Annotated in this window: 9 protein-coding genes; all 9 read left to right on the forward strand. The window is 71.7% G+C overall.

The features are described from left to right. The first annotated feature begins 6 nt into the window (after positions 1–6). The 9 genes from ABZ842_RS06685 to ABZ842_RS06725 all read left to right on the forward strand — a co-directional run bounded on the left by ABZ842_RS06685 (position 7) and on the right by ABZ842_RS06725 (position 12,387). On the forward strand, positions 7–1,056 hold the full coding sequence (locus ABZ842_RS06685) for a substrate-binding domain-containing protein (protein WP_361532765.1): 1,050 nt from the start codon (positions 7–9) through the stop codon (positions 1,054–1,056). Between the two features lie 46 nt (positions 1,057–1,102). Beyond that, positions 1,103–2,287 carry a Gfo/Idh/MocA family oxidoreductase gene (locus ABZ842_RS06690; RefSeq protein ID WP_361532768.1) on the forward strand — a complete coding sequence of 395 codons (1,185 nt, stop codon included), beginning with the start codon at positions 1,103–1,105 and terminating at the stop codon, positions 2,285–2,287. 142 nt (positions 2,288–2,429) lie between these two features. After that, positions 2,430–3,434 (forward strand): sugar phosphate isomerase/epimerase family protein, encoded by a 1,005-nt coding sequence (locus ABZ842_RS06695; protein WP_361532771.1) that lies wholly within the window; start codon positions 2,430–2,432, stop codon positions 3,432–3,434. Positions 3,435–3,931: 497 nt separating this feature from the next. Next, positions 3,932–7,636 (forward strand): ThuA domain-containing protein, encoded by a 3,705-nt coding sequence (locus tag ABZ842_RS06700; protein WP_361532774.1) that lies wholly within the window; start codon positions 3,932–3,934, stop codon positions 7,634–7,636. A gap of 174 nt (positions 7,637–7,810) precedes the next feature. Then, positions 7,811–8,929 (forward strand): inositol-3-phosphate synthase, encoded by a 1,119-nt coding sequence (locus tag ABZ842_RS06705; protein WP_361532777.1) that lies wholly within the window; start codon positions 7,811–7,813, stop codon positions 8,927–8,929. A 164-nt stretch (positions 8,930–9,093) separates the two neighbouring features. Continuing rightward, positions 9,094–10,032: an SCO3242 family prenyltransferase gene (locus tag ABZ842_RS06710; protein ID WP_361533449.1), complete on the forward strand. Its 939-nt coding sequence runs from the start codon at positions 9,094–9,096 to the stop codon at positions 10,030–10,032. Next, positions 10,029–10,904, forward strand: a complete 876-nt coding sequence (locus ABZ842_RS06715; RefSeq protein ID WP_361532780.1) for a sugar phosphate isomerase/epimerase family protein — start codon at positions 10,029–10,031, stop codon at positions 10,902–10,904. The genes ABZ842_RS06710 and ABZ842_RS06715 overlap by 4 nt, the downstream gene beginning before the upstream one ends. Continuing rightward, positions 10,898–11,533: an EboA domain-containing protein gene (locus tag ABZ842_RS06720; protein WP_361532783.1), complete on the forward strand. Its 636-nt coding sequence runs from the start codon at positions 10,898–10,900 to the stop codon at positions 11,531–11,533. The genes ABZ842_RS06715 and ABZ842_RS06720 overlap by 7 nt, the downstream gene beginning before the upstream one ends. A gap of 5 nt (positions 11,534–11,538) precedes the next feature. Continuing rightward, positions 11,539–12,387, forward strand: a complete 849-nt coding sequence (locus ABZ842_RS06725; protein ID WP_361532786.1) for a TatD family hydrolase — start codon at positions 11,539–11,541, stop codon at positions 12,385–12,387. The last annotated feature ends 9 nt before the right edge of the window (positions 12,388–12,396 follow it).

Below are 12,396 nucleotides of genomic sequence, written 5' to 3' on the forward strand. Positions count from 1 at the left end.
TCCGTCATGCCAAAAAACTCCTCACCGAGCCGTAGAGGGATCCTCTTCGGATCCGCCGCCGTCTCGGCGACCGCCCTCCTCACCGCCTGTACGAGCAACGACCCCAAGGAGAAGGACGCGGCGGCGCCCGCCAACGCGCCCGTCTCCGACGACAAGCCGGGCAAGGCCGTCACCATCGGCTTCGCCGGCCCCCAGGCCGACCACGGCTGGCTGAACGCGATCAACGACAACGCCAAGGAGCGGGCGAAGAAGTACTCCGACGTCACCCTGGAGATCACCGAGGGCTCGAACGACACCGCGGCCCAGATCGGCCAGGTCCAGACCCTGATCAACAAGAAGGTCGACGTCCTGGTCATCCTCCCCGCCGACGGCAAGGCCCTCACCCAGGTCGGCCTCCAGGCCATGAAGGCGGGCATCCCCGTCGTCAACCTGGACCGGATCTTCGCCTCGCCCCAGGCGTACCGCTGCTGGATCGGCGGCGACAACTACGGCATGGGTCTGAACGCCGGCAACTTCATCGGCGAACAGCTCAAGGACAAGGCCAACGCCAAGGTCGTCGAACTCGCCGGGGTCGACAACCTGGAACTGACCCAGCAGCGCACCCAGGGCTTCGACGACGCCCTGAAGAACTACCCCAACATCAAGAAGGTCGCCCGGCAGGCCGCCGACTTCACCGTGGAGTCCGGCCAGGCCAAGATGGCCCAACTACTCCAGGCCCAGAGCCAGTTCGACGCGCTGTGGAACCACGACGACGACCAGGGAGTGGGCGCCCTGCGCGCCATCGCCCAGGCCGGCCGCAAGGACTTCCTGATGGTCGGCGGCGCCGGAGCCAAGTCCGCGATGGACGCCATCAAGGCCGACAACAGCGTCCTGAAGGCGACCGTGCTCTACCCGCCGACGATGGCGGCCTCCGCCATCGACATCGCCCGGGCCGTCGCCCAGGGCAAGGGCGTGGGCGGCATGGCCGAGATGGAGATCCCGGCCTCGATCACCCTGTACTCCGCCGTCGTCACCAAGGACAACGTCGACCAGTACCTGCCCACCGGCTTCATCTGACCGGTAGGCCCGCCCCCACCGAGCAGACCGACGAGGAGGAATCCGTATGGAACAGCGGGACAGTGAGGCCGCACCGCCGACTCTCGGCGTCGGCATGGTCGGATACGCGTTCATGGGTGCCGCCCACTCCCAGGGCTGGCGCAACGTGAGCCGCGTCTTCGACGTGCCGGTGAAGCCGGAGCTCGCCGCGATCGCCGGACGTGATCCGTCAGCCGTGCGCGCCGCGGCCGACCGACACGGCTGGGCCGCGGCGGTCACCGACTGGCGCGACCTCATCGCCCGGGACGACGTGCAGCTGGTCGACGTCTGCACGCCGGGCGACTCCCATGCGGAGATCGCGATCGCCGCGCTGGAGGCGGGCAAGCACGTGCTGTGCGAGAAGCCGCTGGCGAACTCGGTGGCGGAGGCACGGGCGATGGTGGATGCGGCCGAGCGCGCGAAGGCGCGCGGACAGGTCGCGATGGTCGGGTTCAACTACCGACGCGTCCCCGCCGTCGCCTACGCCCGCCAACTGATCGCCGGCGGCTCCCTCGGTGCCCTGCGCCACCTGCGGTTCACCTACCTCCAGGACTGGCTGGTGGACCCGGCGTTCCCGCTGACCTGGCGGCTGCGCAAGGAGAGCGCGGGTTCGGGGGCGCTCGGCGACCTCGGCGCCCACATCGTCGACCTCGCGCAGTTCCTGGCGGGGGAGCACCTGGCGGGGGTGTCCGCGCTGACGGAGACCTTCGTCAAGGAGCGGCCCGTCGCATCGGGCGGCGGGGAGCAGAGCACGGGCCGGGTCACCGTGGACGACGCCGCCCTGTTCAACGGACGGCTCCCCTCCGGCGCCCTGGCCTCCTTCGAAGCCACCCGGATGGCCGCCGGCCGCAAGAACTCCCTGCGCTTCGAGATCAACGGCGAACGCGGCTCGATCGCCTTCGACCTGGAGCGCCTGAACGAGCTCTCGTTCCACGACGACACCGAGCCTGCGACCTCCGCCGGCTTCAAGCGGATCCTGGTCACGGAGGCGGACCACCCCTACCTGGAGGCGTGGTGGCCGCCCGGCCACGCACTGGGCTACGAGCACACCTTCACCCACCAGGCCCGCGACCTGCTCCACGCCATCGCGGACGGCACGGAGCCCGCACCGTCGTTCGCCGACGGCCTCCAGGTCCAACGGGTGCTCGCGGCCGTGGAGGAGAGCGCGCAGAACAACGCGTCCTACGTGCCCGTACCGACCGGGACGGGATGAGCGGCGGCCCGGCTGGACAGAAGCAACGACGAAGCACGACGAGCAACGACGCACGACGAGCAACGACGCACGACGAACGACGACGAGCAACGACGAACCACGAGCAACGACCACCACACGTACGGGGAAGTCAGGAGAGGACATGTCACGTCCGTTCACGCTCTTCACCGGCCAGTGGGCCGACCTGCCCCTGGAGGAGGTGTGCCGGCTCGCCCGTGACTTCGGCTACGACGGGCTGGAGCTCGCCTGCTGGGGCGACCACTTCGAGGTGGACAAGGCGCTCGCCGACCCCGGGTACCTCCAGGGCCGGCACGCCCTGCTGGAGAAGTACGGCCTCAAGTGCTGGGCGATCTCCAACCACCTGGTCGGCCAGGCCGTCTGCGACCACCCCATCGACGAGCGCCACCAGAACATCGTGCCCGCCCGGATCTGGGGCGACGGCGACCCCGAAGGGGTGCGCCGCCGCGCCGCAGACGAGCTGAAGGACACCGCCCGGGCCGCCGCCGCCTTCGGCGTGAACACCGTCGTCGGATTCACCGGGTCCTCCATCTGGCACCTGGTGGCGATGTTCCCGCCGGCGCCCGAGTCCATGGTGGACCGGGGGTACGAGGACTTCGCCGAGCGGTGGAACCCGATCCTCGACGTCTTCGACGCGGAGGGCGTGCGCTTCGCCCACGAGGTGCACCCCAGCGAGATCGCGTACGACTACTGGACCACCCAGCGCGCCCTCGAAGCCGTCGACCACCGGCCGGCCTTCGGGCTGAACTTCGACCCCAGCCACTTCGTCTGGCAGGACCTGGACCCGGTCGGCTTCCTGTACGACTTCCGGGACCGGATCTACCACGTGGACTGCAAGGAGGCGCGCAAGCGCCTGGACGGCCGCAACGGCCGGCTCGGCTCCCACCTGCCGTGGGGCGACCCGCGGCGCGGCTGGGACTACGTCTCCGCCGGCCACGGCGACGTCCCCTGGGAGGACGTCTTCCGGATGCTGCGCTCCATCGGCTACGACGGCCCGATCTCGGTGGAGTGGGAGGATGCCGGAATGGACCGCCTCACCGGTGCGCCGCAGGCCCTCGCGCACCTCAAGCAGTTCGACTTCGACCCGCCCGCGGCCTCCTTCGACGCGGCCTTCGGGAGCAACGACTAGGGGGCTTCTGACGGATCTTGCTGGGCTCGCGTGCCCTGGCGCCGTTCCCCCTGGGCCTTCGGCCCGGGAGGTGCCCCCTCTCCGCGTTGTCGTCGGTCGCCCCTGGCCCCCTGTGCCCTGCGGGCACGGTGGGACCCCCACCGCATTGACTCCCTCCTCCGCCTTGAGATCCACGGCACCAGACCCCGCTCCCTAAACCAGCCTGATCCATCAGAAGCGCCCTAACCCGCTCCCGCAGCTGGAGAACAGCAGCTCAGGACAGTGGTGACGGCCCGGCGGCCGACAGCGTCGCCGGGTCGGTCCACCCTGCTCCGAAACGGCTTTGTCCTGGCCTTGGGGAAAGTGGAACCCAACTGCTGCACAAGGGGTTTCCGTTCCGGACGAACCCGTCTACCGTCCCTGATGTGTACAGGACTTAGGTGTGGTCCCCGGTGTGACGGCGCACTCCGGTTCCACGGCACCCCGCCCGTTCAACCGGTCCATCCCGGAGGAGATTCGTGCACCCGAAGAGAACCAGACCACGAGCGCGCAAACTCATCGCGCTCCTCACCGGCGGACTCCTCGCCGCCACCTCACTGAGCCTCACCGTCCAGCCGGCCGCGGCCGACGCCCCGGCGGCCCCCGAGCCCGCCGCGGACGCCTTCCAGCAGATCACCCTCGCCAAGGGCGCAGCCGAGACCGGCGAGCCCATGTCGATGGTGGTGCTGCCGGACCGCAGCGTGCTGCACACCTCCCGCAACGGCGAGCTGCGGATGACCGACTACGCGGGCAGCACCCGGATCGTCGGCAAGATCCCGGTGTACTCGCACGACGAGGAGGGTTTGCAAGGCGTCGGCCTGGACCCGAAGTTCGCCGAGAACCGCCAGGTCTACCTCTACTACGCCCCTCCCATGGACACCCCCGCCGGTGACGCCCCCAACGAGGGCACCCCGGAGGAGTTCGCCAAGTTCGAGGGCGTCAACCGGCTCTCCCGGTTCGTCATGAAGGCCGACGGCACCCTGGACGCCGCCAGCGAGAAGAAGATCCTGGACGTCCCCGCGACCCGGGGCATCTGCTGTCACGTCGGCGGCGACATCGACTTCGACGCCCAGGGCAACCTCTACCTGTCGACCGGCGACGACTCCAACCCGTTCGCCTCCGACGGTTACAGCCCCATCGACGACCGCCCCGGCCGCAACCCGGCGTACGACGCCCGCCGCACCTCGGGCAACACCAACGACCTGCGCGGCAAGCTGCTGCGCATCAAGGTGAACGCGGACGGCTCGTACTCCATCCCCGAGGGGAACCTGTTCGCCCCCGGGACCGCGAAGACCCGGCCCGAGATCTACGCGATGGGCTTCCGCAACCCGTTCCGCTTCAGCATCGACCAGAAGACCGGCACGGCGTACGTCGGCGACTACGGCCCGGACGCGGCCAACGCCGACCCCAAGCGCGGCCCCGCCGGCGCCGTCGGCTTCTTCAAGGTCGACAAGCCGGGCAACTTCGGCTGGCCGTTCTGCAACACCTTCAACCAGCCCTACGTCGACTGGGACTTCGCCACCAAGCAGCCCGGCGCCACGTTCGACTGCAAGGCCCCGAAGAACGAGTCGCCGCACAACACCGGCCTCGTCGACCTGCCGCCCGCGCAGAAGGCGTGGATACCGTACGACGGCGGCTCGGTGCCCGAGTTCGGCACCGGCGGCGAGTCCCCGATGGGCGGCCCCGTCTACCGCTACGACCCGGACAACCCCTCCCCGGTGAAGTTCCCGGAGGCGTACGACGGGGACTACTTCGCGGGCGAGTTCGGACGGCGCTGGATCAAGCGCATCGAGCAGGGTGCGGACGGCTCCGTCGCCAAGATCAACCCGTTCCCGTGGAGCGGCACCCAGGTGATGGACATGCAGTTCGGTCCGGACGGCGCGCTGTACGTCCTGGACTACGGCACCGCCTGGTTCGGCGGCAACGAGCACTCCGCGCTCTACCGCATCGAGAACGCCACCGAGGGCCGCTCCCCGGCCGCCGAGGCGCAGGCGAGCAAGACCTCGGGCAAGGCGCCGCTGCGGGTCCGCTTCACCTCGAAGGGCACCGCCGACCCGGACGGCGATCCGCTGACCTACGCGTGGGACTTCGGTGACGGCGGCAAGTCCACCGAGCTGAACCCCACGTACACGTACAAGAAGAACGGCACCTACACCGCCACCCTCACCGTGAAGGACCCCACCGGCCGCACCGGCGCCGCCAGCGTCCGCGTCGTGGTCGGCAACACCGCCCCCACGGTCGAACTCCAGGCACCGGCCGACGGAGCCCTCTTCGCCTTCGGTGACGAGGTGCCCTTCAAGGTGAAGGTGACCGACCCCGAGGACCAGGCGTCCGGCGGCGTGGACTGCAGCAAGGTCACCGTGAGCTACTTCCTGGGCCACGACAGCCACGCCCATAAGCTGACCTCCGCCAACGGCTGCTCCGGCACCATCAAGACGCCCGGCGACGGCGGCCACGACCCCAACGCCAACATCTACGGCGTGCTCGTTGCCGAGTACACCGACCGCGCCGGCGGCGGCCAGGAGGCCCTGAGCAGCAACGACCAGGTCCAGCTCCAGCCGCGCCACCGCCAGGCCGAGCACTTCAGCGCCCAGTCCGGCATCCGCACCTACGACAAGCCGAACGCCAACGGCGGCAAGACCGTCGGCGACATCGACAACGACGACTGGATCTCCTTCAAGCCGTACAACCTGACCGGGGCGACCAAGCTCACCGCCCGGATCTCCTCCGGCGGCGCCGGCGGCTTCCTCGAAGTCCGCACCGGCTCCCCGACCGGCAAGATCCTCGGCTCCGGGCCCATCCCGGTGACCGGCGGCTGGGAGACCTTCCAGGACGTCGACATCCCGCTGCGCTCCGTGCCGAAGAAGTCCACCGAACTCTTCCTGGTCTTCAAGGGCGGCGCCGGAGCCCTCTACGACGTGGACGACTTCGAACTCTCCAACACGCCGCCGGACCGGACCGCCAAGCGCGTCCTGGTCTTCTCCAAGACGGCCGGCTTCCGGCACGACTCCATCCCGGCCGGCACCGCGGCACTGAAGGAACTGGGCAAGACCAGCAACATCACGGTCGACTCCACCGAGTCCGCCGCCCAGTTCACCACCAGCAACCTCGCCCGCTACGACGCGGTCGTCTTCCTCTCCACCACCGGTGACGTGCTCAACGCCGAGCAGCAGAAGGCGTTCGAGAACTACGTCGCCACCGGCGGCGGGTACATGGGCGTCCACGCCGCGGCCGACACCGAGTACGACTGGAAGTTCTACGGCGGCCTCGTCGGCGCCTACTTCTCCAGCCACCCGCAGATCCAGTCCGCGACCGTGCGCGTCGAGGACCACAAGCACCCCGCCACCAAGCACCTGGGCGAGGAGTGGGTGCGCACCGACGAGTGGTACGACTACGCCACCAACCCGCGCGACCAGGCCAGGGTGCTGGCCTCCCTGGACGAGACCACCTACCAGGGCGGCACCATGAAGGGCGACCACCCCATCGCCTGGTGCCAGACCTACGAGGGCGGCCGGTCCTTCTACACCGGCGGCGGCCACACCAAGGAGTCGTACGCCGAGCCCGCGTTCCGCGACCACCTGCTGGGCGGGCTGCGGTACGCCAGCGGCCAGGTGAAGGCCGACTGCAAGCCCCAGAAGGGCGAGCGGACGATCTTCAACGGCAAGACGCTGAACGGCTGGAAGCAGGCCGGTCCCGGGAAGTTCGCCGTGGCCGACGGCGAGCTGCGCTCCGAGGGCGGCATGGGCCTGCTGTGGTACCAGGCCAAGGAGCTGAAGTCGTACAGCCTCAAGCTGGACTGGAAGATGGCCGGTGACGACAACTCCGGGATCTTCGTGGGCTTCCCGGCCTCCGACGACCCCTGGTCGGCCGTGACCAAGGGCTACGAGATCCAGATCGACGCCTCGGACGCACCCGATCGCACCACGGGCGCGGTCTACGGAGCCAAGTCGGCCGACCTCAAGGCCCGCGACCGGGTGCTGCGGCCCCCGGGCCAGTGGAACTCCTACGAGATCAAGGTCCAGGGCGAGCGCCTCCAGGTCTTCCTGAACGGCGCGAAGATCAACGACTTCACCAACACCGACCCCAACCGCAGCCTGAAGGACGGCTACATCGGCCTGCAGAACCACGGGGCCCAGGACCAGGTGTCCTTCCGCAACGTCACCTTGAAGGAACTGCCCTCCTAGGCGGTCCCCTTGAGACGGCGGCGGGCGGGGAGGCGCCGTACCCCCGCCCGCCGTCCCCCACATCCCCTCCATCCCCTTCCATCCCCTCGGCCCCTCACCACTTCATCCTCCTCACCCCCTTCCACCCCCCTCACCCCTCAGCACGAGCACGTGAACAAGGCAGGGAGGCAGTCCGTGTCGAACGAAGAAGTACGCACCGGAGTGTGGTTCGTCGGAGCGCGCGGGTCCGTGGCCACCACCGCCGTGGCGGGCTGCGCCGCGGTCACCGCCGGGCTGCACCCGCCCACGGGCATGGTCACCGAGACCCCGGGGTTCGCCCGGTCCGCGCTGCCCGCGCTGTCGTCCCTGGTCTTCGGCGGCCACGACGTCGCCTGCGCCCCGCTGCCCAAGCGCGCCGAAGAGCTCACCGCGGCCGGCGTGCTTCCGCACGGGCTGGCCCGCGCCATCCAGGGCGACCTCGCCGCCGCGGACGCCGAGATCCGCCCCGGCGGCCCCCTGCCCGGCGACGCGCGCACCGACGAAGAGCTGATCGCCGCCTTCGCCGCCGACCTCACCGACTTCCGCGACCGCCACGGCCTGGCCCGTGTCGTCGTGATCAACGTGTCCAGCACCGAACCGCTGCCCGCGCCCGACGCGCCGCGGCTCGCCCCCAGCTCCCTCTACGCGTCCGCCGCCGTGCGCGCCGGCTGCCCCTTCGTGAACTTCACCCCCTCCACCGGGCTGCACACCCCCGCCCTGCTGTCCGCCGCCGCGGCCCGCGGACTTCCCCACGCGGGCCGCGACGGCAAGACGGGCCAGACGCTGCTCCGTTCCGTGCTAGCACCCATGTTCGTGCAACGCGCCCTGGCCGTACGGTCGTGGTCCGGCACGAACCTGCTGGGCGGCGGGGACGGAGCGGCGCTGGCCGACCCGGCGGCAGCGGCGGCGAAGAACGCCGGCAAGGAACGGGTGCTCTCCGACGTGCTGGGCACCGCGCCCGAAGGCGAGGTGCACATTGACGACGTGCCCGCGCTCGGCGACTGGAAGACCGCGTGGGACCACATCGCCTTCGACGGCTTCCTCGGCTCCCGCATGGTCCTGCAGACCATCTGGCAGGGGTGCGACTCGGCGCTCGCCGCGCCCCTGGTGCTCGACCTCGCCCGACTCGCCGCCCGCGCCCACGAGGCGGGTCTCAGCGGACCGCTGACAGAACTCGGCTTCTACTTCAAGGACCCCGACGGCCCGTCCGCCGCGCTCGCCGAACAGTACGGCGAACTGCTCGCGTTCGCGGAACGACTGCGGGAGCCCCGGTGACGCTGCTGGGCCGCGCGACGGCCCCGCGCCCGCGCACCGGCCCGAGCACCCGCCCCTGGGACCGCCTGCGCAGCAGGGCGTCCCGGGCCCACGACCCCGGCCGGGCGGCCGGTGGAGACGTCCCGGGGGCGCGGTCGGCGCGTCCCCGGGACGCGGGGACCCCGCTGCGCGCCCGCGCCCGCGCCTGGGCCGAACTGCTCAGGGTCTCCGCTCTGTTCACGGTCCCCGGCGACGCCCTCGCCGGAGCGTCCGCCGCCGGACTGCGCCCCAACCGGGGCACCGCCCTCGCCGTCGGCGCCTCCCTGTGCCTGTACCAGGCGGGCATGGCCCTGAACGACTGGTCCGACCGCGCCGAGGACGCCGTGGACCGGCCCGAGCGGCCGATCCCCTCCGGGCGCATCACGCCCGGCGCCGCGCTGACCGCCGCCACCGTCCTCACCGCCGCCGGCCTCGCCCTCGCGGCCCGCGCCGGCCGCCCCGCCCTCACCGTCGCCACCGCGCTGGCCGCCACGGTCTGGTCGTACGACCTGCGCCTCAAGCACACGAAGGCGGCGCCCGCGACGATGGCCGCGGCCCGCACCCTGGACCTGCTGATGGGCGCGACGGCCACGGCGACGCACACCGCACCCGGCACCGGCCGGTCGGCGGTCACCGGCGCCATGACCCCGCCGACCGGGGCCGCGGCGGCGACGCCCGAACGCGTCGCGCGCGCCGCGCCCGCGGCCCTGCTGCTCGGGGCGCACACCTACGCCGTCACCGCCGTGTCCCGGCACGAGGTGCACGGCGGATCCACCCTCGCACCGCTCGGCGCGCTCGGCACCGTCCTCGCGATCGGCGCGACGGCCGCCCGCGACGGCCGGCCGGTGCCGACCGCGCTCGGCGCCGCATACGTACGGGCCGCCGCCGTGCCGTACGCACACGCCGCACTCAACCCGTCGCCCGCGCTGACCCGACGCGCCGTCGGCGGCGGCATCCGTGCCGTCATCCCGCTCCAAGCCGCGCTCGCCGCCCGCGCCCGGGGCAGCGGCAACGTTGTCGGCATCGGCCTGCTGACCCTCGTCCCCATCGCCCGCAAGCTCGCGCGGAAGGTGAGCCCCACATGAGCCGTACGCACCACCCCGACGGGCTCAGATTCGGCTACGGCACCAACGGCCTGACCGACCTGCGCCTCGGCGACGCCCTCGCCCTCCTCGCCGACCTCGGCTACGACGGCGTCGGGCTCACCCTCGACCACATGCACCTGGACCCGGTGGCGCCCGGCCTCGCCGAACGCACCCGGCACACCGCAGCGCTCCTGGACCGGCACGGCCTCGACGTCGCCGTGGAGACCGGCGCGCGCTACGTCCTCGACCCGCGCCGCAAGCACGGCCCGTCCCTGATCGACCCCGACCCGGCGGACCGGGCCGCCCGCACCGAACTGCTCGTCACCGCCGTGGGCGTCGCCGCCGACCTCGGCGCCCGCGCCGTGCACTGCTTCAGCGGCACCACCCCGCCCGGCACCGACCGGGCCACCGCCTGGCAGCGCCTCGCGCACTCCCTCGCCCCCGTCCTTGAGGCCGCCGCGACCGCCGGCGTGTCACTGGCGATCGAGCCCGAACCCGGCCACCTCCTCGCCACCCTCGACGACTTCCACCACCTGCGCGCCCTCATCGGCGACCCCGAACCCCTCGGCCTCACCCTCGACATCGGGCACTGCCAGTGCCTGGAGGAGGCCACCCCCGTCGAGTGCGTCCGCGCCGCCGCCCCCTGGCTACGACACGTCCAGATCGAGGACATGCGCCGCGGCGTGCACGAGCACCTGCCGTTCGGCGACGGCGAGATCGACTTCCCGCCCGTGCTCGACGCCCTGGCCGCCACCGGCTACCAGGGGCTGACCGTCGTCGAACTGCCCCGCCACTCCCACGCAGGACCCGAACTGGCCCGCACCTCCATCGAGTTCCTGCGCACCAACGCGAAGGGAGCGACGGCATGCTGATGTCCCGCAGGGAGCTGTCCGCCGCCCTCCCCGACGACCGAGCCCGCACCTGGCTCGCCGCCGCACTCGCCGAAGCGCACGCGGCAGCCGTCGAAGGCGCCGCCGCCCCCACGACCTGGGAACTGCGCTACGCCGCCGCCGGCCGGCACTGCGGACCCGCACCCGACCACGTCGACTCCGCCCGCGTCCTGCTCCTCATCGAGGCGCACGCCGGCCCCGACACCGTCACCCGGCTTTACCGGCAGGGCACCGCGGCCGAACGCCGCGCCGCGTTGCTCGCCCTGCCGTACCTGGACGCGCTCGCCCCGCCCGCCGTCGCCCTCCCGCTGGTCGAGGACGCGCTGCGCACCAACGACGGCCGGCTGGTGGCCGCCGCCGTCGGCCCGTACGCCGCCGCCCACCTCGACGCCCACGCCTGGCGGCACGCGGTCCTCAAATGCCTGTTCACCGGCGTACCGCTGGACGCCGTCGACTCCCTGGCGCGCCGGGCCCGCGGCGACGGCGAACTCGCCCGGATGCTGCGCGACTACGCGGCCGAGCGCACCGCCGCCCACCGCACGGTCCCCGACGACCTGCACCGCGTCCTCGCCCTGACAGCCGAGCCGTCCCCGCGGTTCGAGGAGGTATGAGCCCCATGCGCATTTTTGATCCCCACATCCACATGACCTCCCGCACCACCGACGACTACGAGGCGATGTACGACGCCGGGGTGCGCGCGCTCGTCGAGCCGTCGTTCTGGCTCGGCCAGCCCCGCACCTCGCCCCAGTCCTTCGTCGACTACTTCGACGCCCTGCTCGGCTGGGAGCCCTACCGCGCCGCCCAGTACGGCATCGCCCACCACTGCACCATCGCCCTGAACCCGAAGGAGGCGAACGACCCCCGCTGCACCCCGATCCTCGACGAACTGCCCCGCTACCTCGTCAAGGACTCCGTGGTCGCCGTCGGCGAGATCGGCTACGACTCGATGACCCCCGCCGAGGACGCCGCGCTCGCCGCCCAACTCCAACTCGCCGCCGACCACGGCCTGCCCGCCCTCGTGCACACCCCGCACCGCGACAAGCTCGCCGGCCTGCACCGCACCGTCGACGCGGTCCGCGAGTCCGCGCTCGCCCCCGAGTACGTGCTGCTCGACCACCTCAACGAGACCACCGTGCGACCGGCCCTCGACAGCGGCTGCTGGCTCGGTTTCTCCGTGTACCCGGACACCAAGATGGACGAGGAGCGGATGGTCGCCATCCTCACCACGTACGGCACCGAGCGGATGCTGGTGAACTCCGCCGCCGACTGGGGCAAGAGCGACCCGCTGAAGACCCGCAAGGTCGGCGAGGCCATGCTCGCCGCCGGCTTCAGCGCCGACGACGTCGACCAGGTCCTGTGGCGCAACCCGGTCGCCTTCTACGGACTCAGCGGCCGACTCGCCCTGGACGCCACCGCCCCCGATGCCACCCACGAGGGCAACTCCATCCTCCGCGGCGGGGAATGACGAAGGAGG

Source organism: Streptomyces sp. NPDC047315 (genome assembly GCF_040643215.1).
Classification (GTDB): domain Bacteria; phylum Actinomycetota; class Actinomycetes; order Streptomycetales; family Streptomycetaceae; genus Streptomyces.